The sequence below is a fragment of the Achromobacter sp. JD-1 genome (assembly GCF_038594925.1).
GTDB lineage: Bacteria > Pseudomonadota > Gammaproteobacteria > Burkholderiales > Burkholderiaceae_B > Achromobacter > Achromobacter spanius_C.
In genome coordinates, this window is sequence record NZ_JBCGCS010000007.1 from 154,720 (window position 1) to 173,998 (window position 19,279).

A 19,279-nucleotide genomic window follows, 5' to 3' on the forward strand; every position below is an offset into this window, starting at 1 on the left:
AAATGAAACCTCTTATTCAAACCACCGACCTGCACCTGTCCTTCGGCGGCGTGATCGCGGCCGACAACATCAACTTTGAATTGCATGAAGGCGAACGCCTGGCCGTCATTGGTCAGAACGGCGCGGGCAAGACCACCTTCATCAACATCTGCACCGGCTACCTGGCGCCCTCCAAAGGCAAGGTGTACTTCGACGGGCGCGACGTCACGGCCATGGCCCCACGCAAGATCGTGCGCCTGGGGCTGGGCCGTTCGTTCCAGCTGCCGCAGTTGTTCACCGAGCACACTGTGCGCCAGTGCGTGCAGATTGCCGCCGCGCGCCGCAACAAGGAACTGAGCTGGTTCCGCTCTTTGGAAAGCACCATCGACGACAAGGAAGTGGACGCCACGCTGGACCTGGTGGGCCTCTTGCCCGAAGCCGACGAAGCGTCCATTGAACTGCCCGAAGGCAAGCGCAAGCTGCTGGATGTGGCCATGGCGCTGGCGCTGCGCCCCAAGTTGCTGATCATGGACGAGCCCACCAGCGGCGTGGCGTCCGAAGACAAATTCGCCTTGATGGAAACCGTGATGCATGCGCTGGACGAACGCCGCGTGACCAGCTGGTTCGTGGAGCACGACGTGGACATCGTGTCGCGTTACGCCACGCGCGTGGCCGCCTGGATCGCGGGCAAGGTGGCGGCCGATGGCACGCCGGACGAAGTCCTGAACAACCCGCAGATCAAAAGCGAAGTGCTGGGGGCCTGAGTCATGCTGAACCTATCCGACATCAACGTAGACCTGGCCGGCAACCGCATTCTGCGCGACGTCAGCGCCAGCTTCGACGCGTCCAAGACCATCGGCATCGTGGGCCGCAACGGCGCGGGCAAGACCACGTTGCTGCGCACCATCATGGGCCTGACCAAGATCAAGTCGGGCAAGATCATGTTTGACGGCGCCGACCTCAGCGCCATGCCCGGCCACAAGCGCGCCGCATTGAAAGTGGGCTACGCGCCCGAAGACCGCGTGATCTTCCCCACCATGACCGTGCAAGAAAACCTGAACCTGCCTTGCGAGGTGCAAGGCCAGTCCAAGACGGACATCGCGGCGCGACTCCAGACGGTCTTGAAGGTGGTGCCGCAACTGGAACCCATGCTGGGCCGCTCGGGCTCGGCCTTGTCGGGCGGCCAGGGAAAGATGGTGGCGCTGGCGCGCGCCATCATGGTCGGCACCCGCTTGCTGATGCTGGACGAACCCTTCCAGGGCCTGGCCCCCAAGCTCGCGCGCGACTACACCGAAGCGCTGGAACGCCTGAAGGAGTTGCAGCCCGAGCTGTGCGTGGTCATCACCGAATCCAACGTGAAGCTGCTGGGCGGCATCCCTGACCAGATATGGACGATTGAGCGCGGCTCGATCACCTTGAATTGACTACCGGAGACATTGCATGACGCAGATGATTATCAACGGCCGCCAGGTTGACGCCCAGGACGGGCGCACCATCGACGTGGTGTCGCCCGTGGACGGCGAGGTGTTCACCACCATTCCGCGCGGCCAGCAGGCCGACGTCGATGCCGCCGTGCAGGCCGCGCGCGCCGCGCTGGATGGCGACTGGGGCCGCATGACGGCGTTGGAACGGGGCCGCCTGCTGCTGCGTCTGGGTGAATCCGTCTTGGCGCACCACGAAGAACTGGCGCAGCTGGAATCGCGTGATACCGGCAAACCCATGTCCACCGCGCGCGGCGACATCACCGTGTTGGCGCGCTACTTCGAGTTCTACGGCGGCGCGGCCGACAAGGTCCATGGCCAGACCATACCTTTTCAGAAGGACTATTCGGTTCAGCTAATTCGCGAACCGCTGGGCGTCACCGCCCACATCATCCCGTGGAACTACCCGGCGCAGATGTTCGGCCGCAGCGTGGCGCCGGCCCTGGCCATGGGCAACGCCAGCGTGGTCAAACCGGCCGAAGACGCCTGCCTGTCCATCATCCGCGTGGCCGAACTGGCCCTGGAAGTGGGCTTTCCGGCGGGCGCGCTGAACATCGTGACGGGCCTGGGTGAAGAGGCGGGCGCCAGCCTGTCGCGCCACGCCGACATCAACTTCATCACCTTCACCGGGTCGAACGAAGTGGGCGTGCTGATCCAGCAGGCGGCCGCCGTCAACGCCGTCAAGTGCGTGCTGGAACTGGGCGGAAAGTCGGCGCACATCGTGTTTGACGACGCCAATACCAAGGCGGCCATCCCCGCCATCGTGAAGGGCATCGTCCACAACACCGGCCAGACCTGCACGGCGGGCAGCCGCCTGCTGGTGCAACGCGGCGTTTACGCCGATTTCATGAAGGCGCTGGCCGAAGAGTTTTCCAAGGTGCGCGCCGGCACGCCCGACATGGACCTGACCTGCGGCCCCGTCGTCAACAAGGCGCAATTCGACCGCGTGAACCGCTACATCGCCAAGGGTCTGGCCGACGGCCTGACCGTGGCGGCCGAAGGCGGCATTGCCGATGGCGTGCCCAAGGGCGGCTACTTCGTGAAGCCCACGCTGTTCTCCGCGCCCTCGCATGACAGCAGCTTGCTGACCGAAGAGATCTTCGGGCCGGTACTGGTGGCGCTGCCCTTTGACACCGAAGCCGACGCCATCCGGCTGGCCAACGCCACCGACTACGGCCTGTTGGGCGCGGTCTGGACCGAGAACGGCGGACGCCAGCAGCGCGTGGCGCGCGGCATCAAATGCGGCCAGGTCTACATCAATGGCTTTGGCGCGGGCGGCGGCGTCGAACTGCCGTTTGGCGGCGTCAAGAAAAGCGGCCACGGGCGCGAGAAGGGCTTTATCGCCCTGGAAGAAATGAGCACCACGAAAACGTTGATCCAGTTCTACGGCGAATGATCGCCACGCCATCTACGGAGTCCAGTCATGAGTCAGTTGCAGGGTAAGGTCGCCATCGTCACGGGCGGGGGCAGCGGTTTCGGTGAAGGCATCGTCAAGCTGTACGCCAAGGAAGGCGCCAAGGTCGTCATCGCCGACATCAACAAGGAAGCCGCCGACCGCGTGGCCGGCGAAGTGGGCGCGGCCGCGCTTGCCGTGAAGGCCGACGTGTCCAGCCGCGCCGACATCGATAACGTGGTGCGCATGTGCCTGGAGCAATTCGGGTCGGTCGATATCGTGGTCAACAACGCCGCCATCACCCACAAGAACCAGCCGATGCTGGACGTGGACGAGGCCATGTTCGACCGCATGTTCGAGATCAACGTGAAGTCCATCTATCACATGGCGCAGGCCGTGGTGCCCGTGATGCGCAAGCAAAAGCGCGGCGTGATTTTGAACGTGGGGTCCACCGCCGGCATCCGCCCGCGCCCCGGCCTCAGTTGGTACAACGCGTCCAAGGGCGCGGTCAACGTGCTGTCCAAGTCCATGGCCGTGGAACTTGGCCCCGACGGCATCCGCGTCAACGCGATTTGCCCTGTGATGGGCATCACCGGCATGTTCGAACTGTTCATGGGCTTGCCCGACACGCCCGAGAACCGCGCCAAGTTCGTGTCCACCATTCCGCTGGGCCGCTTCTGCCAACCCTCGGACGTGGCGGCGGCGGCCTTGTTCCTGGCCAGCGACGCCGCGGAGTTCATCACCGGCGTGGAGTTCCCCGTGGACGGCGGACGCACGGTATGAAAATCAAAGCGGCGTTGTTGCGTAACGTAGGGGTGCCCGGCCCCTACGCTCAGACCCAGCCATTGGCCATTACCGAGGTCGAACTGGACCCGCCCGGCACGGGCGAAGTGCTGGTACGCATCAAGGCGGCCGGCCTGTGCCATTCCGATTTGTCGGTCATCAACGGCGACCGCCCGCGCGGCGTGCCGATCGTGTTGGGGCATGAGTCATCGGGCGAAGTGGTCGAGACCGGCCCTGGCGTTACCGATCTGAAACCCGGCGATCACGTGGCCATGGTGTTCGTGCCCAGCTGCGGCTGCTGCAACCCCTGCATGGAAGGCCGCCCCGCGCTGTGCGAACCCGGCGCCGCCGCCAACACGCAGGGCACCTTGCTGGGCGGCGACCGCCGCCTGCACATCGGCGACGAATACCTGAACCACCACACCGGCGTGTCCTGCTTTGCCGAATACGCCGTGGTGTCGCGTCGTTCCTGCGTGAAGGTCAACGTTGAACTCAGCCACCGCGAGGCCGCGCTGTTCGGCTGTGCCGTGCTGACCGGCGCGGGCGCGGTGCTGAACCGGGCGCGCATCAAGGCCGGCGATACCGCCGCCATCGTCGGGCTGGGCGGCGTCGGCTTGTCGGCCTTGCTGGCGGCGGTTGCGGCCGGCGCGCGGCGCGTCGTTGCCGTCGATCTCAGCGACGAAAAACTCGCCCTGGCCAAAGAGCTGGGCGCCACCCACGTGGTCAACCCTAAGCAGGTCAAGACGGACGACGACCTGTTCGACCTGGCAGGCGGCCGCGTGGACTACGGCTTTGACATGGCGGGCGCCGTGCCCGCGTTCGAGACCGCCTACAAGCTGACCCGGCGCGGCGGCGCCACCGTCACGTCGGGCCTGCCCAACCCCAAGTTCAGCTTCCCGCTGTCGCTCTCGCAGATGGTGGGCGAAGAGCGCGACATACGCGGCAGCTACCTGGGGTCGGGCGTGCCCGCCATCGACATCGGCCGCTACATCGATCTGTACAAAGCCGGCCGCTTGCCGGTGGACAGGATGATGGGCAAATCATTTTCGCTGGACCAGATCAACGAGGGGTTCGATCACCTCGCCACCGGCGGCAGCCTGCGCGACGCCATCGTTTTCTAAGGGCATAGACCCGACTACAACACTGGAGACAAGACCATGAAAACCTCAAGACTCGCCGCCCTGTTAGGCGCCACCGTGCTGTCCGGCTTCGCGGCCCTGGCTAGCGCCGCCGACAAGCCCAAGGAACTGAACATCGGCATCTCGACCTTCCTGTCGGGCTCGGCCTCGGTGTTCGGCGTACCCGCCCGCGATGCGGCCGAAATCCTCATCCAGGATCTCAACGCCGCGGGCGGTATCGACGGCGTCAAGATCGTGCCCAGCTACATCGACGAAGGCGGCGGCGGTGAAAAGCTGCTGTCCGAATACCGCCGCCTGGCCGAAGGTGGCACCCGCGTGATGCTGTCCGCGATTTCCAGCGGCAACTGCAACATCGTGGCCCCCGTCGCCGAAGACCTGAAAGTGCTGAACGTGATGTGGGACTGCGGCACGGAAAAGGCCCTGGAAGGCAAGAAGTACAAGTACGTGGTGCGTACCCAAGCCAACGCCACCACGGAAATGGTCGCGCAGGTGCTGTACCTGATGAAGGTCAAACCCGACTTCAAGACGATTGCCATCGTCAACCAGGACTACGCCTGGGGCCGCGATTCGCGTGACATCTTCATGGCCGCGCTGAAGAAGTTCAAGCCTGATGTGAAGGTCGTGGCCGAGATGTTCCCCAAGTTCGGCGCCGCCGACTTCTCCACCGAAATCAGCCGCCTGCAAGCCCTGCGCCCCGACGTCATCGTGTCCACTTCGTGGGGCGGCGACCTGGACAACTTCGTGCGCCAGGCCTCGCAACGCAACCTGTTCAAGAACTCCACTTTCGTGCTGTCGCTGGCCGAAAGCTCGCTGGAACGCCTGGGCAACGCCTTGCCCGAAGGCGTCTACGTCGGCGCGCGCGGCGACCACTACTTCCTGCACCCGGAAACCAAGGACGACCCGCAGCACCAGGCTTTCGTGAAGAAATTCCACGACAAGACGGGCGCGTATCCGATCTATTCGGTCTACCACATGGCGCAAGCGCTTCAAGGCCTGAAAGCCGGCTACGAAAAAGCCATCAAGGACAACGGCGGTGCCTGGCCCACCGTGGAACAAGTGGCCGCCGCCATGCACGACGTGAACTTCAAAGGCTACGGCCGCGAAGTCAAAATGCACCGTGCCGACGGCCAAGCCCTGGAAGCGCAGTTGTTCGGCGTGACCAAGAAGAGCGACAAATATCCGTTCAAGGTCCTGGCCGACATTACGATCGTGCCGGCGGAACTGGTAACCCCGGGCGTGGAAGACACGTCGATGGGCTGGATTGAAAAGAACCTGACCCCGGACGTGCTGAAAAGCGACCAGATCAAGGTGTATTCGAACTGAGCAAGCTGTGTTGTGTGTGCAGGGATTCCCCGACGAGAAATCGTCGGGTTTTTTTTTGATACGGACGGTGAAGTGGTGGTCTAGCTTCGCCCCACCGGCAAACCTGCCACCGCCTCCTTGAAATCCGGAAACTCCTTCAGGTACTCCGCATTCCTTTCCAGGCGCTTCACCAATCGTTCATCCACCGTCAGGTTCAACACCGTCGCGCCATCCCAAAGCCGCGCTCGCTTCTTTACATGAATCAGCACCTTCTCGGTGAACTCCTTATACGAGTCATGCGGATGACACTGGTCGTAGTCCGTGGATACCCGCTGCGGAACGCCCGCTTCAAGCCCGACGTACCGCGCTTTCTCTTGTAGCCAAGCCGCCGGCAGCGTCTGCAAACTCCCGTCCCGATACCCACCCCCAATATCCGAATGCGCGCCAATAAACCAGCGCTGCTCTACCGGTCTGTCCGCAGGACGGGGCTCGGAGTTAACCAGCCGCGTCCACAAGGTCGGAAAATATGGCTCGCGATATTCGTTCGTGGCAATTGCATGATAAGCATGGTGGACATGATTGCTGAGTTCGGTGTCGTGGAAGTTATAGAACTTGGAAAACCCGGGAAACGAAATGCCGCCGACGGGTATCCCCAGGCTGCCTACCGTGTCCCAGACGCCCACAAAATGCAGGTCGGTGTCGCGCGAAAATTGCGTGCGAAACGAAAGCGCTTCGATGGAAGACGGATGGCAATCGTCGCGATAGAGCGCGTAGGCTTCAGCAACGTTGTCGTCAGTGGGGCTTTTAAGCAGCCCGCATTTGCGGACCATGCCGGCCAGGCTGCGCGCCGAGTACGCGCCACGGCTGAAGCCGAACAGGAAGATGTGATCGCCGGCTTCCTGGCGTTGGCATAGCCATTGGTAGCCGTGGCGGATATTGGCGGATAGCCCGGCGCCGAATGCGCCACCCAGGAATTTGTCGATGGCGGCCCACAGACCTTGGCCTTGCGTGCCGACGCCTTCGATATACAGGGTTTCCTGCGTGCTGGTTTCCGGGGCGGCTTTGTAGAGCTCGTAGGCGTTGGTGCGGTCGTTGGGTTCGTTCCACGTGCCGTCAAAGAAGATGGCCAGATTCTTCATCATGTTCAGCTCCCCACAGATCGAGTCTTCCGATACATCTGTTGCTGGCTGCGATGACGCCCGCGTAAGGCACGCTAGCACGCGGGTTGCGCGTTTGCCGCCTGCGTGGTTTCCCTGCTGGCGGCATGTACACCGCCTTTTTTACTAGCCGACAAGGCATAAAAAAGCCTGCGCCGAGGTGACGGCGCAGGCGAATCCCGAAGGCGGGATGGTCGAACTAGATAATGGGTAGCAATCCGATTCCTAAAGGATGGTATCCACGTAGAAGCGGTTGGTAGCGGAAGCGATCAGTTGATCGTCACAACTCCAACACCACCTTCCCACCCCCGCACGAGCGCGAGCAGCACGCCATCATCTTGTTGTTCGCGTCGCGTTCCGCGCGCGTCAGCACGACGTCCCGATGGTCGATCTGCCCCTCCAGCACGCGCACCTCGCACGATCCGCAGAGGCCTTCCTCGCAGTCGCTTTGCACGTCGATATTGGCGCCGCGCAGCGCGGTCAACAAGGTCTGATCCGCGGGCACGTTGATGACGATGCCCGAGTCCTTCAGCACGACTTCAAACGGCTGTTCCTTGGACGGGTCCAGCGTGCCCAAGGTGGAATGGAAATGTTCCACGCGCAGCGCATCTTCGGGCCACGCCGCGCAACAGGCCGCCAGCGCATCCAGCAAGCCTTGCGGACCACAGGCATAAATCTGCGTGCCGGCGTCCGGCTGAGACAGCAGCGCCGCGTAATCCGCACGCGTGCCTTCGTCTTTGACGTGAACTTGCAGGCGGTCGCCGTGCAGCGCGGCAAGCTCGTCCAGCATCGCCATGCACGCGCGCGAGCGGCCGCTGTAATGCATTTGGTAATCCAGGCCCAGTTCCTTGGCGCGTCGCGCCATGGCGCTGATGGGGGTGATGCCGATGCCCCCGGCAATCAAGATCAGCTTGTCGGCCGCTTCATTCATGCGGAAGTGATTGCGCGGCCCACGGATGCGCAAGCGTGCGCCGACCACCGCGTTCGCGTGCATCCACGCGGAACCGCCCCGGCCTTCTGTTTCCTTCAACACGGCAATTTCAAATACACCGGCTTCCGAAGGATCACCGCACAAGGAGTATTGGCGCGACAAGCCCGTGTCGCCGCATTCCACGTCGATGTGCGAGCCCGGCGTCCAGCGCGGCAGCGGCTTGCCATCGGGCGACACCAAACGCAGGCGCAGGATGCCGTCAGCGGCCTCGACCGCGCTTTGCACGACGACGGGCCGGGTGATGGCGTGCGACGAGGGCTCGCCGATACGCACGGGGTGCTGATCATTCAGCAATGTCGGCGACGCGAGTTCCGGGTTCTGCTTCGGGTCCCACTCCACCCACAGGTGCTCCGGCCCACGAAACGAGGTATTGGGCACATAGGTAAACGACTGCTCCGACAGCTTCATATGCGGCAGGCGGCGCGTGAGTTCTTCCAGGAAGATCTGCATTTCCATGCGGGCCAGGTTCTTGCCCATGCATTGGTGCGAGCCGTAGCCGAAGGTGAGCTGGTCGCTGGCGTTTTCGCGGCGGATGTCGAAGAGGTCGGCGTCGTTGAACTGGCCTTCGTCGTGGTTGGCGGACGATGTGACGATCAGCAGCTTGGAGCCTGCCGGGATCGGTACACCGGCGATCTCGACGTCGCGCGTGGCCAGGCGGCGCCACGCCGCAACCGAGCCGTTATGGCGCAGGCATTCTTCGACGGCGTTGGGAATCAGGTCGGGGTCTTCGCAGATTTCGCGCCAGGCGTCGGGGTGTTGCAGCAGCAGCTTGATGGCGTTGGCGGACGCGTTGGCGGTGGTTTCGTGGGCGGCGACGATGCCGGCCATCATCATGGAATGCAGGTAGGAATCGGTGACGACGTCGGGATGCGTCTGCTGCTTGCGCAAGCCGTACTGCATCCAGCCGGGGCCGGACGGGTCCTGACGCATCTTGTCCAGGATCTTGCCGGCCAACTGCCAGAAGTTGCCGACGGCATGCGCCACGGCCACTTGTTCTTCGGGCTTGGGGCGGCCCCAGGTGTTGACGGTGTGCGCGATGGAGTATTGGCGCAGCAGGTCCATGTCTTCTTCGGGCACGCCCAGGAAATGCAGCGCAACCGTCAGCGGCACTTCCCACAGCATCTGGTCGACGAGATCGGCGCGACCGTCGTTGACGAAGCGGTCGACGTATTCGCGGGTCAGGCGGCGCACCATGGGCTCGTGGTGCTTGAGTTCTTCGGGCGTGAACGGGTCCATCAGCACGCGGCGGCGCGGCATGTGGGCGGGTTCGTCTTCGTTGACCAGCGTGCGGTTCATGGCGTAGCCGTACGACTCCAGCACGGCGTTGGCCTCGGGGCCGGTGGGGGTGATTTTTTCCAGCGCAATGGAGGGGCTGAAGGTGATGTTGTCGCGAAAAATCGCCTTGATGTCTTCGTAGCGCGTGACCACCCAGTAGCCCAGCTTGGGGCTGTAGAACACGGGTTCTTGTTCGCGCGCCCAGCGCACGTACTCAGGCGGGTCTTGCTGGTAGCCATCGCCAAAGGGGTCGAACTCGGCCGCGCGGGCGCTGACGGGGCAGCCGGTGGGGCTTTGCATCGCGGCAAGCGCCGCGTGATCGATGGGACAGCCCGACGGGCGCGAGGAAGAGGGCGATTGGCTCATGATGCTTTCCGTGTATTCGTGATGCATCGGCCTGCCGCGTGAGCGGCAGGCCGCGGGTGCTGATGGCAGCGCTTAGTCCAGCGTAATCTTCAGATCAGTGATCAGCTTTTGCCAGCGGGCGCGTTCGCCCTTGAGCATCTCGGCGTATTCAGCGGGCGTGTTGCCGACCGGCTCGATGCCGAAGTCCACCAGGCGCTTGCGCGTGGCCGGGTCGTTGATGGTGGCCACCACCTGCTTGTTCAGCGCGTCGATGACGGCGGGCGGCGTGCCAGCCGGCACCACCACGCCCACTTGCGCGGACGCTTCGACGTTTTTCAGGCCGACCTCGGCGAAGGTGGGCACGTCGGGCAGTTGCGGCAGGCGGGTCGGGTTGGCGACGGCCAGCGCGCGAACCTTGCCGCCGTTGATGAAGCCGGCGCCTGCGGCCAGGTCGACCATCATGGCGGGGATCTGGCCGCCCGCCACGTCCGCCAACGCGGGCGATGCGCCGCGATACGGCACGTGGGTCATGGTCAGTCCGGTTTCCACTTTCAGCAGTTCCATGGCCAGGTGGTGCGGGCTGCCCGCGCCGGCGGAACCGTAGTCCAGGCCTTCCTTGCGCGACTTGGCCTCGGCCAGGAATTCCTGCACGGTGTTGACCTTCATGGACGGGCCAACCACCAGAATCATCGGAAAGCGGCCCATCAGCGTGACGGGCGCCAGGTCCTTGACGGGGTCATACGACAGCTTCTTGTACAGCGCCGGGTTGAACACCAGCGTGCCGTTGTCGGCGGACAGCATGGTGTAGCCGTCAGCCGGCGAGCGCGCGGTTTCGGATGCCGCGATGGCGGTGTTGCCGCCCGGCTTGTTCTCGATCACAACCGGTTGGCCCAGGCGACCCGACAAGCCCTGGCCGATGCTGCGCGCCAGAAAGTCGGACCCGCCGCCTGCCGCATAGGGCACCACCCAGCGCACGGGCTTGGATGGGTAGTTGGCGGGCGCCTGTTGGGCAAAAGCGTTGGCACAGGCCAGCACGGGCAGGGCCAGCAGGCCGGCCAGGAAAGTGCGTTTCAGGGGGCGATTCAGGGTGCGCATCGGCTGTCTCCATTTTGGGATGACCTGATGGCATCCCTTCTTTTGCGTAAATCATATACGCAATGCGTAATTTTTCAAGAGGGGTTAACCTTGGAGCCGATTTCGCGGCGCGTCGTCGTCCGCGCACCCTATTTGCAGGAAGTGCATCCGCTATGAGTCCCCCCAAGCCGTCGACCAAGACGTCCACGAAGTCGCCCAATAAAGGGGCCACTGCCGCGTCCACCAAAGCGTCCACGACAGCGACCGTCCCGACCCCCGAACTGGACTCCGCTGACCGCCCGCGCGAACGCCGCCAACGGGTGCAGGCCGCAGAAACCGGCATGGTGGTGCTGAAAGGCTTGGCCCGCTTAGGTGGGCGCGCCAGCCTGACCGCGCTGGCCGCGCATGTGGACGAAAGCCCCGCCAAGGTGCACCGCTATCTGATGAGCTTGATCGCCGAGGGGCTGGTGGACCAGGAAGTGGCTACCCAGCAGTACCACCTGGGCCTGGAAGCGCTGATGGTCGGCGTGGCCGCCATGCGCCAGGCGGACCCTTTGCGCATCAGCGAACCCGTGCTGATCCGCCTGCGCGAGAGCCTGGCCGTCACATGTTTTATTGCCGTCATGGGCAACAAGGGGCCGACGATTGTTCGCTTCGAGGAACCGGCGCTTCCCGTCACCGTGAATGTGCGCGTGGGCTCGGTGTTGTCGATGCTGTGGTCCGCCACGGGCCGCGCGTTTCTGGGGGCCTTGGACGAAGCGCCGATTCAGCAGATGGCGCTGGCCGAGCTGGCCGAGTCGCCTGATGACCTGCGTGCCTTGTTGGAGCGCGACGATCCCATCGGCGGACTGCGGCGCCAGGTGCGCGCTGCCGGGTGCGCCACCGTGAAAGACACCAACCTGCGCGGCATCAGCGCAGTGTCGGCGCCCTTGTATGACCACACCGGCCGCCCCTGCGCGGTGCTGACGGCGCTGGGCGCGACGGGCGGCTTCGATGTGTCGGCGAACGGCAAGATCGTGGCGGCGGTGAAAAAAGAAGCGGCGGCGGCCAGCGCGGCGCTGGGGTACGTAGAGGAGGGCGCATGAAACGTCTCGCCATCCTGGGCGCCTTGCACGAAGAAATCGCCGACCTGTTGGCCGCGATGGAACCCGGCGCCACCATCCACCGAATCGCCATGCGCGACTTTCATGTGGGCACTTTGTGGGGCACGCCCTGCGTGATCGCGTTAAGCCGCATCGGCAAGGTGGCGGCATCCGCCACGGCATCGATTGTCATTCGGGAATTCAACGTGTCGCGCGTCATCTTCACTGGCTTGGCGGGCGGGCTGCATGCGGACGTGGACGTGGGCGACGTGGTCGTGGCCAGCACCTTGATGCAGCACGATATGGACGCGCGTCCGCTGTTTGATCAACACGAGGTTCCCTTGTTGGGGCGCGTGTGTTTTGACGCGGACGCCGGCCTGAGCACACTGCTGCGTGACAGCGCGGTGACCTTCACCCAGGCGTTTACCCACGCGAGCCAGGGAGCCGCCACGCAGGCCACGCCCACCGTCCACCATGGTCTGATCGCAACCGGTGACCGCTTCGTCAGTCACAACGACGAGGCTCAAGTGCTGCGCAAGCGCTTGCCAGATGCCTTGTGCGTGGAAATGGAAGGCGCGGCGATGGCTCAAGTCTGCTATGAATTCGGCGTGCCCTTCGCGGTGATGCGCGTGATATCCGACCGCGCCGACCATGCCGCCAAGACAGACTTCACCGCGTTCCTGGAAAACGTCGCGCGCGTCTATTCCGCTGGCATACTGGCGCCGCTGCTGAAGTCGGGCGCCTTGTTGGACGGCTAGGGCAATCGACCAAGCGGCGTGGATTCCTGGCGGGCCACGTTCAAGCGCAGCTCCACCGACAGCCCCCCGCCTTCCCGCGCGCCTAACGTCAGCGTGCCGCCCACCACGTCCGCCAACTGCTGCGCGATGGCCAGGCCCAGGCCCGTGCCACCGGTATCGCGGTTGCGCGAACTTTCCAGGCGATAGAAGGGTTGCAGCACGGCGGCCCGTTCGTGTTCGGGAATGCCGGGGCCGCGATCCTGCACAAAGATCGATACCGCCGTGTCGCCATGCACCGCCACGTCCACTTCAGCCGCGCCCGCGAACTTCAGCGCGTTGTCGATCAGGTTGCCCAAAATCCGCCGCAGCGCGTGCGGGCGCGTCATCAGCGGCCTGGCGTGGTCACCGCTTAAGCTGACGAGATTGCCCGTGTCTTGATAGTCATAGACCAGGCTTTCCAGAAACGCATGCAGGTCCACGCGCGCAGGCGTTTCGACCTTGCCGTGCGCGCTGCGTGCGTAGTCGATACCTTCGCGCACCAGCCGTTCCACTTCGTGCAGGTCCTGCGCCAGCTTGTCGCGGTCGTCTGATGCGTCCATGAACTCGGTGCGCAGTTTCATGCGGGTGATGGGCGTTTGCAGATCGTGCGAGATGGCGCCCAGTATCTGCATGCGCTCGGCTACGTGGGCGGCGATGCGGGCTTGCATGGCGTTGAACGCGGTGGCGGCGTGCGCCACTTCGGCGGGGCCGTCTTCTTCCAACAGCGGGCTCTTGGTGTTCGGGTCCAGCGTCTCGGCGGCATGGGCCAGGCGCGTCAACGGCCGCACGGCAAGACGCACCGCCAGCCATGCGCAAACGATCAGCAGCAGCAACTGCACTGCCAGCACCACCAGCAGCCATGGCTCGGGGCGCATCGACGACAGGTGGATATCCAGGACCACGGGTTGCCCGTCGGACAGCACGACGCGCGCCTGGATGTGCCGGGGGTCGTTCGCCATGGCGCGTATGGTCAGCGGGCGCGCGGTGCCCAGCGCCGCTTCGATGGCGCTGGCGGCATTGCGCGCGACGTCCAGCCGCAACGGTTGATCGGCCTGGCCGTCGCTCAACAGGTACTGTCGGTTACCGCTGGACAGGCGCGGCAGCCAGGCCTCGCGCTCATCGGCGGGCAGACGGTCCAGCACGTCCATGGCAATGGCGACGTCGCGCTCCAGGTCGCCCAGCATCATGCTCTTGGTGGTGTTGTAGCGTTCGTAGAACAGCGAGGCGAACGACAAGCCATACGCCAGCACCAGGCCGATCAGAAAAATCAGGAACAACCGGGCGACCAGGGTGCCGGGCCAGGCGGAACGCGGGCGGGCGGCGCGGTTCACTGGTTGGCTTCCGACACGTCGACCGCCGCCGCGAACACATAGCCTTCGCTGCGCACGGTCTTGATGTAGCGGGGTTCGCGCGCATCTTCGCGCAGGCGCTGACGCAGGCGGCTGACCAGCAGGTCGATCGAGCGGCCAAAGAAATCGGCGTCGCGGCCTTGGGTCAGGTTCAGCAGTTGATCGCGGTTCAGCACGCGCTGCGGGTGGTCCAGGAACACGCGCAGCAGCCGGTACTCGGCGCCGCTTAGCGACACCACCGTGCCGCTCTCATCCAGCAAGTGACGCGCGGTGGTGTCCAGCCGCCAGTCGCCAAAGGCGATCTCGCGGCCCGGTTCCGTCACCTGAAAATTGGGCGGCAGCATGCGCGTGCGCCGCAGTATCGTCTTGATGCGGGCCAGCAGCTCGCGCGCCACAAAGGGCTTGACCAGATAATCGTCGGCGCCCATTTCCAGGCCCAGCACGCGGTCCATGTCGTCGCTGCGGGCGGTCAGCAGCAGGATCGGAATGCGGCGATGCTTGCCGCTGCGCAGTTCGCGGCACAGCACCAGACCGTCGTCGCCCGGCATCATGATGTCCAGCACGATCAGGTCCACGGACAGGTTTTCCAGCAGCGAACGCATCTGCCGGCCATCGGCCGCCAGCGTAACGGTCAGGCCGTTCTTCTTCAGGAAGTTGCCGGCAAGCTCGCGTATTTCACGATCGTCGTCGACGATCATTACGTGATCAATCTGATCCATCTGCGGTGGCCTAAAGGGTGGGGGCGGCAACGCGCGGAAGCACACGCGCGGGTAGGCGGATTTTATCCAAGGCGGCGGCGCTAGCGGTCATCCGTCGGCAGCGGATCACGGCGCGGTCGGGTGTTCGTGATGAGCTGGCATTGAAACGGCTTGGCGGCTTCGGTGCTGAAACCGCCGAACATCAACAACAGTACGGCCAGGATGCGCTTCATAAGGGTCTCCGGGGGCAGGGCATGAACGGGTTATAGCGCCGGCCGCCGCCGCAAGTGTGTCGTACTGTGTACGCCCCGGCGGCAGATACATAAGCCAGGAAAAAACACGCAAAACCGGCACAAGCCGGATACGCGGCGCGGGTGCAATGGGGCCTCTTTCCAAAGGACTTGCCCCATGGACCTGATCAACACCCCCATCGCTTTGCTGGCCGGCATGCTGACCATTGCCTCGCCCTGCGTGCTGCCCTTGCTGCCGGTGCTGCTGGGCACCTCGCTGGAACGCCCGGACCGCTGGCGTCCCTTGTTCGTGGTGTCCGGCTTTGTGCTGGCGTTTGCCGGCCTGGGTATCGCACTCAGCCTGTTGTCCACCTTGAATGCATCGGTGCACGAAGCCGTGCGGTCCACGTCGATCGCGCTGCTGGCGCTGTTCGGCCTGGTGCGCATCTGGCCGCAACCTTACGACCGCCTGATCGCCCGCATCGGCGGCCCCTTGCAGCAGTTGGCGTTCAACGCGGGCGGCTCTGGCAGCGGCAACGCGGGCGGCTTTGTGCTGGGGCTGTCGTTGGGGGCGGTGTGGACGCCCTGCGCCGGCCCGGTGCTGGCGTCGATTCTGGTGCTGGCCGCCAAGGCGCAGAACCTGACGCAATCCAGCACCTTGTTGTTGATGTTCGCCATCGGCGCGGGCATTCCGATGCTGGTGATCGCCTACGGCGGCCAGGCCATCGCGGCAAGGGTGCGTGGCTTGTCGCGCTACACGCAGCGCTTGCAGCAAGGCTTTGGCGTGCTGCTGATCCTGACCGCCGCCGCCATTTATTTCCAGTACGACATCCTGGCCTACGCCTGGATCAGCAACCTTTTCAACTGAACTCCCTTACCCGCATTCAAGGAGTACGACCATGTTTGCCACCTTCAAGAAAATCGCGCTGGGCGCGTTGCTGGCCACGTCTTTGGCTGCCTCGGTGATGCCGCTTACCGCGCAGGCGGGCGCCTCTACACCCACCCCCGCGCCGGAATTCACCGGCATCGAGCACTGGCTCAACAGCGACCCGCTGACGCTGGCGTCGCTGCGCGGCAAAGTGGTGCTGGTGGATTTCTGGACCTACACCTGCATCAATTGCGTGCGCACCTTGCCCTACGTGACAAGCTGGTATCAGAAGTACAAGAGCCAGGGGCTGGAGGTGGTGGGCGTGCATACGCCGGAGTTCCCGTTTGAACGGTCCACGCCCAATGTGCAAAAGGCGCTGGAACGCTTTGGCATCACGTATCCGGTGGCGCAAGACAATCGCTATGCCACCTGGGACGCCTACCGCAACCAGTACTGGCCGGCCTTCTACCTGATCGACAAGCAAGGCCAGATCGTCTACCGCCATTTTGGCGAGGGCAAGTATGCGGAGACGGAGGCCGAGATTCAGCGCTTGTTGGCGCAGCCGGGTTGATGAGGGGGGCGGCAAGCGGGGGCGCTGTCGGTATGGCGCGGCGCAAAGCAGATATGCGATACCGCGCATAGCGCCACCCCGGCGCGCCGCATACCATGCTCCAAACACAAAAACCCAAGGTTTGGAGACAGCATGAAGATCGCAAGCGCGCTGACGTCGGTCAGCCTGTGGTTGGGGGGCGCAACGATGGCGTGCGCCGTGGGCATGACGGCACCCGCCGTGGCGGCCACCTATCCCGACCATCCCATCCGGCTGGTGGTGCCGTTTCCCGCCGGGGGCGCAACGGACCTGATGGCCCGCGCGCTGGCGCAAGGGTTGGGCGACAAGCTTGGCCAGGCTGTCGTGGTGGAAAACCGGGGCGGAGCAGGCGGGTCGATCGGCGCGGAGGCCGTGGCCAGCGCCGCGCCCGACGGCTATACCTTGCTGTACTCGACGATGGGCGTGCTGACCATCAACCCGTCGCTGTACGCCAAACTGCGCTATGACCCGCAAAAGAGCTTCGCGCCGATCACGCTGACCAACCTGACGTCGAACCTGCTGGTGGTGAACCCGGAATTGAACGTGAATTCGGTGGAGGAACTGGCGGCGCTGGCCAGGCAGCGGCCGGGTGAACTGACGTTCAGCTCGTCGGGCAATGGCACCACCAGCCATCTCGCGGGTGAAATGTTCAAGTCGACGGCAGGGGTGGATATCCGCCATATCCCGTACAAGGGCACCGCCGGCGCCATCAACGATTTTCTGGCGGGGCGGATTTCGATGATGATCGACACATCCTCCAATTTCATCGAACAAGTGAAGCAGGGCAAGGTGCGCGCGCTGGGCGTGACCAGCCGCAAGCGTCTGCCGGTGCTGCCCGATGTGCCATCGATTTCGGAAGCGTCGGGCTTTTCAGCGTATGAGGTCAGCTTGTGGTCTGGCGTGCTGGCACCGGCGGGAACGCCCCGCGCGGTGATCGACAAGCTGAACCAGGACATCGGCGCGGTGATGCAGTCGCCGCAGATGGTCGAGCGGATGGCGGGTTATGGCATCCAGACCACGCACAGCACGCCCGAAGCCTTCGCGGCCCAGATCAAGACCGACACGGTGAAGTGGGCGCAGGTGATCAAGCAGTCCGGCGCCCGGGCAGACTGACATGACATCCATGATCCGATCCCTGCTGATAGCCGCAAGCGTGATGGCCGCCGTGGCGATGCCCGCCGCCCAGGCCGCGTACCCCGAGTGCCCGCTGACGCTGATCAACCCCTACGCGGCGGGCGGTCCCGCCGATGTCGTGGCGCGCAGCCTGGGCCGCGCGCTGGAAAAACGGCTGGGCCAGCCGGTGGTGGTTGAAAACAAGCCGGGCGGCGGCGCGTCCATCGGCACGGGTTTTGTGGCGCGGGCCAAGCCCGACGGCTACACCTTGCTGCTGGGCACCTCTGCCGGTCACGTCGTCACGCCGCTGATGCAAAAGACCCCTTACGACGGCGTGGACGGTTTTGCCTTTTGCTCGGTGGTTGCGGTGCAACCCATCATGCTGGTCGTGAACCCATCGCGCGGCATCCGCGACGTGGCGACGCTGCTGGCGCGCGCCAAGGCCGGACCCGGCAAGCTCAGCTATGGCTCGGCGGGGGTGGGGGGCGCCACGCATCTGGGCGCTGAACTCTTTCAGCAGGCGGCGCATGTGCAGTTGAACCACATCCCTTACGCCGGCGCGTCGCCCGCCATCAATGACGTGGTGGGCGGGCAGACCGATCTGGCCATGCTGAACCTGTCGGCCAGCTTGCCGTTCATCCGCCAGGGGCGCTTGATTGCCCTGGCCTATGCGGCCGACAAGCGCTCGGCGCTATTGCCGGAAGTGCCTACCTTGGCCGAAGCGGGCGTGCCCGGCGCGCAGGCGGCAACCTGGTACAGCCTGGCCGCGCCCGCCGGCACGCCGCCCGACATCGTGCAGCGCTTGAGCAGCGCCGTGCGATCCGTGAACGACGATCCGGACTACCGCCGCGTCATGCAAGAGCAGGCAATCGAGCTGATGTCGCTGACACCGGCCGAAGCCGACGCCTACGTCCGCCGCGATCGTGCCGACATGCAGCGGCTGTTGAGCTCGCTGGGGCTGCTGGCAAAATGACGCAACCATCCGCACTCCACGCCAGCCGATGCCGCCATGAATTTTGATTTCAGCCAACTGGCGTCGGCCGACGCCTTCAAGTTGCTGTCCAGCGTGGTCGTGCCGCGCCCGATAGCCTGGGTGGTCAGCCAATCGGCGCGCGGTGAGCTGAACGCCGCGCCCTTCTCATTTTTTAACGTGGTCAGCAGCGACCCGCCCATCGTGGCGCTGGGCATCGGCCCGCGCGGCGGACAGTTGAAGGACACGTCGCGCAACATTCTGGACACGGGCGAATTCGTGATCAATCTGGTGTCGGCCGAACTGGCCCAACAGATGAATCGAACCAGCCTGGATTACGACGCCAGCGTCAATGAACTGGTGCGCGCGGGGCTCTCCACCGAGCCGTCGCGGATCGTGGCGCCGCCGCGCATCGCGCAAAGTCCGGCGGCGTTGGAATGCAAGGTGTGGCAGGTGATCGAGGCCGCGCCGCAGCGCGTGATCGTGCTGGCGCGCGTGATGGGCATGTACTTGCGCGACGATGCGCTGTTGAACCGCGAGCGCTTTCACGTGGATACCCCCGCGCTGGGACTGCTGGGGCGCATGCATGGCGCGGGCTGGTACGCGCACACGACCGACCTGTTTCAGATGCTGACGCCAGACGCGGCCAACGACCCGTCCGTGCGCCCGCCCCAAGGCCATTGAG

Annotated in this window: 19 protein-coding genes; 13 read left to right on the plus strand and 6 right to left on the minus strand. The window is 64.5% G+C overall.

The window, feature by feature from the left end:
* Nucleotides 1-2: 2 nt before the first annotated feature.
* From WBR68_RS13350 to WBR68_RS13375, 6 genes are read left to right on the plus strand one after another with little or no spacing between them, the layout of a single operon-like run.
* Nucleotides 3-743 carry an ABC transporter ATP-binding protein gene (locus WBR68_RS13350; RefSeq protein ID WP_050449412.1) on the plus strand — a complete coding sequence of 247 codons (741 nt, stop codon included), beginning with the start codon at nt 3-5 and terminating at the stop codon, nt 741-743.
* A gap of 3 nt (nt 744-746) precedes the next feature.
* Entirely contained in the window at nt 747-1,403 is a 657-nt protein-coding gene (locus tag WBR68_RS13355) for an ABC transporter ATP-binding protein (RefSeq protein ID WP_127185833.1), read from the plus strand.
* A 16-nt stretch (nt 1,404-1,419) separates the two neighbouring features.
* Nucleotides 1,420-2,856 carry an aldehyde dehydrogenase family protein gene (locus WBR68_RS13360; protein WP_230694488.1) on the plus strand — a complete coding sequence of 479 codons (1,437 nt, stop codon included), beginning with the start codon at nt 1,420-1,422 and terminating at the stop codon, nt 2,854-2,856.
* A 27-nt stretch (nt 2,857-2,883) separates the two neighbouring features.
* Nucleotides 2,884-3,636, plus strand: coding sequence for a glucose 1-dehydrogenase (locus WBR68_RS13365; protein WP_127185831.1), 753 nt, complete (start codon nt 2,884-2,886; stop codon nt 3,634-3,636).
* Nucleotides 3,633-4,757, plus strand: coding sequence for a zinc-dependent alcohol dehydrogenase family protein (locus tag WBR68_RS13370; protein ID WP_050449416.1), 1,125 nt, complete (start codon nt 3,633-3,635; stop codon nt 4,755-4,757). The genes WBR68_RS13365 and WBR68_RS13370 overlap by 4 nt, the downstream gene beginning before the upstream one ends.
* Nucleotides 4,758-4,793: 36 nt before the next feature.
* On the plus strand, nt 4,794-6,098 hold the full coding sequence (locus WBR68_RS13375) for an ABC transporter substrate-binding protein (protein ID WP_050449417.1): 1,305 nt from the start codon (nt 4,794-4,796) through the stop codon (nt 6,096-6,098).
* Nucleotides 6,099-6,178: 80 nt separating this feature from the next.
* Here the strand turns inward: WBR68_RS13375 and WBR68_RS13380 are convergent, their stop codons facing one another.
* The 3 genes from WBR68_RS13380 to WBR68_RS13390 all read right to left on the minus strand — a co-directional run bounded on the left by WBR68_RS13380 (nt 6,179) and on the right by WBR68_RS13390 (nt 10,940).
* Complete coding sequence (locus tag WBR68_RS13380; protein WP_230694489.1) at nt 6,179-7,216, minus strand: DUF2235 domain-containing protein; 1,038 nt, start codon at nt 7,214-7,216, stop codon at nt 6,179-6,181.
* Between the two features lie 298 nt (nt 7,217-7,514).
* Complete coding sequence (locus tag WBR68_RS13385) at nt 7,515-9,866, minus strand: cytochrome P450/oxidoreductase (RefSeq protein ID WP_230694490.1); 2,352 nt, start codon at nt 9,864-9,866, stop codon at nt 7,515-7,517.
* Nucleotides 9,867-9,938: 72 nt separating this feature from the next.
* Nucleotides 9,939-10,940, minus strand: coding sequence for a Bug family tripartite tricarboxylate transporter substrate binding protein (locus tag WBR68_RS13390; protein WP_230694491.1), 1,002 nt, complete (start codon nt 10,938-10,940; stop codon nt 9,939-9,941).
* Between the two features lie 152 nt (nt 10,941-11,092).
* Here WBR68_RS13390 and WBR68_RS13395 point away from each other — a divergent pair, with 152 nt between their 5' ends.
* Nucleotides 11,093-12,004 carry an IclR family transcriptional regulator gene (locus WBR68_RS13395; protein ID WP_230694492.1) on the plus strand — a complete coding sequence of 304 codons (912 nt, stop codon included), beginning with the start codon at nt 11,093-11,095 and terminating at the stop codon, nt 12,002-12,004.
* A complete protein-coding gene (locus WBR68_RS13400) occupies nt 12,001-12,759 on the plus strand; it encodes a 5'-methylthioadenosine/adenosylhomocysteine nucleosidase (protein WP_230694493.1) in 759 nt (252 codons plus the stop codon). Before WBR68_RS13395 ends, WBR68_RS13400 begins: the two co-directional genes overlap by 4 nt.
* On the opposite strand, the gene WBR68_RS13405 is transcribed toward WBR68_RS13400, so the two are convergent.
* The 3 genes from WBR68_RS13405 to WBR68_RS13415 form a co-directional block, all read right to left on the minus strand.
* Nucleotides 12,756-14,108: an ATP-binding protein gene (locus tag WBR68_RS13405; protein WP_230694494.1), complete on the minus strand. Its 1,353-nt coding sequence runs from the start codon at nt 14,106-14,108 to the stop codon at nt 12,756-12,758. The genes WBR68_RS13400 and WBR68_RS13405 overlap by 4 nt on opposite strands.
* On the minus strand, nt 14,105-14,845 hold the full coding sequence (locus WBR68_RS13410) for a response regulator (protein ID WP_230694495.1): 741 nt from the start codon (nt 14,843-14,845) through the stop codon (nt 14,105-14,107). The genes WBR68_RS13405 and WBR68_RS13410 overlap by 4 nt, the downstream gene beginning before the upstream one ends.
* Nucleotides 14,846-14,925: 80 nt before the next feature.
* Entirely contained in the window at nt 14,926-15,057 is a 132-nt protein-coding gene (locus WBR68_RS13415; protein WP_255696044.1) for a hypothetical protein, read from the minus strand.
* 175 nt (nt 15,058-15,232) lie between these two features.
* On the opposite strand from WBR68_RS13415, the gene WBR68_RS13420 reads away from it, so the two are divergent.
* The 5 genes from WBR68_RS13420 to WBR68_RS13440 all read left to right on the plus strand — a co-directional run bounded on the left by WBR68_RS13420 (nt 15,233) and on the right by WBR68_RS13440 (nt 19,278).
* Entirely contained in the window at nt 15,233-15,922 is a 690-nt protein-coding gene (locus WBR68_RS13420) for a cytochrome c biogenesis CcdA family protein (RefSeq protein ID WP_100854370.1), read from the plus strand.
* Between the two features lie 31 nt (nt 15,923-15,953).
* Entirely contained in the window at nt 15,954-16,493 is a 540-nt protein-coding gene (locus WBR68_RS13425) for a thioredoxin family protein (RefSeq protein ID WP_230694496.1), read from the plus strand.
* 132 nt (nt 16,494-16,625) lie between these two features.
* The gene (locus tag WBR68_RS13430) at nt 16,626-17,624 is read left to right on the plus strand and encodes a Bug family tripartite tricarboxylate transporter substrate binding protein (protein ID WP_230694497.1); all 999 of its coding nucleotides are present in this window, start codon (nt 16,626-16,628) and stop codon (nt 17,622-17,624) included.
* A 1-nt stretch (nt 17,625) separates the two neighbouring features.
* Nucleotides 17,626-18,597 (plus strand): tripartite tricarboxylate transporter substrate binding protein, encoded by a 972-nt coding sequence (locus WBR68_RS13435; RefSeq protein ID WP_370641222.1) that lies wholly within the window; start codon nt 17,626-17,628, stop codon nt 18,595-18,597.
* Nucleotides 18,598-18,633: 36 nt separating this feature from the next.
* Nucleotides 18,634-19,278: a flavin reductase family protein gene (locus WBR68_RS13440; RefSeq protein WP_230694498.1), complete on the plus strand. Its 645-nt coding sequence runs from the start codon at nt 18,634-18,636 to the stop codon at nt 19,276-19,278.
* The last annotated feature ends 1 nt before the right edge of the window (nt 19,279 follow it).

Bases quoted from the DNA above. Each gene is read 5' to 3' on its own strand.
- WBR68_RS13400 (WP_230694493.1), top strand. From the start codon at position 12,001: ATGAAACGTCTCGCCATCCTGGGCGCCTTGCACGAAGAAATCGCCGAC.
- WBR68_RS13410 (WP_230694495.1), bottom strand. From the start codon at position 14,845: ATGGATCAGATTGATCACGTAATGATCGTCGACGACGATCGTGAAATA.
- WBR68_RS13425 (WP_230694496.1), top strand. From the start codon at position 15,954: ATGTTTGCCACCTTCAAGAAAATCGCGCTGGGCGCGTTGCTGGCCACG.
- WBR68_RS13390 (WP_230694491.1), bottom strand. From the start codon at position 10,940: ATGCGCACCCTGAATCGCCCCCTGAAACGCACTTTCCTGGCCGGCCTG.
- WBR68_RS13435 (WP_370641222.1), top strand. From the start codon at position 17,626: ATGACATCCATGATCCGATCCCTGCTGATAGCCGCAAGCGTGATGGCC.
- WBR68_RS13440 (WP_230694498.1), top strand. From the start codon at position 18,634: ATGAATTTTGATTTCAGCCAACTGGCGTCGGCCGACGCCTTCAAGTTG.
- WBR68_RS13380 (WP_230694489.1), bottom strand. From the start codon at position 7,216: ATGAAGAATCTGGCCATCTTCTTTGACGGCACGTGGAACGAACCCAAC.
- WBR68_RS13370 (WP_050449416.1), top strand. From the start codon at position 3,633: ATGAAAATCAAAGCGGCGTTGTTGCGTAACGTAGGGGTGCCCGGCCCC.
- WBR68_RS13415 (WP_255696044.1), bottom strand. From the start codon at position 15,057: ATGAAGCGCATCCTGGCCGTACTGTTGTTGATGTTCGGCGGTTTCAGC.
- WBR68_RS13395 (WP_230694492.1), top strand. From the start codon at position 11,093: ATGAGTCCCCCCAAGCCGTCGACCAAGACGTCCACGAAGTCGCCCAAT.
- WBR68_RS13365 (WP_127185831.1), top strand. From the start codon at position 2,884: ATGAGTCAGTTGCAGGGTAAGGTCGCCATCGTCACGGGCGGGGGCAGC.
- WBR68_RS13355 (WP_127185833.1), top strand. From the start codon at position 747: ATGCTGAACCTATCCGACATCAACGTAGACCTGGCCGGCAACCGCATT.
- WBR68_RS13420 (WP_100854370.1), top strand. From the start codon at position 15,233: ATGGACCTGATCAACACCCCCATCGCTTTGCTGGCCGGCATGCTGACC.
- WBR68_RS13360 (WP_230694488.1), top strand. From the start codon at position 1,420: ATGACGCAGATGATTATCAACGGCCGCCAGGTTGACGCCCAGGACGGG.
- WBR68_RS13350 (WP_050449412.1), top strand. From the start codon at position 3: ATGAAACCTCTTATTCAAACCACCGACCTGCACCTGTCCTTCGGCGGC.
- WBR68_RS13385 (WP_230694490.1), bottom strand. From the start codon at position 9,866: ATGAGCCAATCGCCCTCTTCCTCGCGCCCGTCGGGCTGTCCCATCGAT.
- WBR68_RS13430 (WP_230694497.1), top strand. From the start codon at position 16,626: ATGAAGATCGCAAGCGCGCTGACGTCGGTCAGCCTGTGGTTGGGGGGC.
- WBR68_RS13375 (WP_050449417.1), top strand. From the start codon at position 4,794: ATGAAAACCTCAAGACTCGCCGCCCTGTTAGGCGCCACCGTGCTGTCC.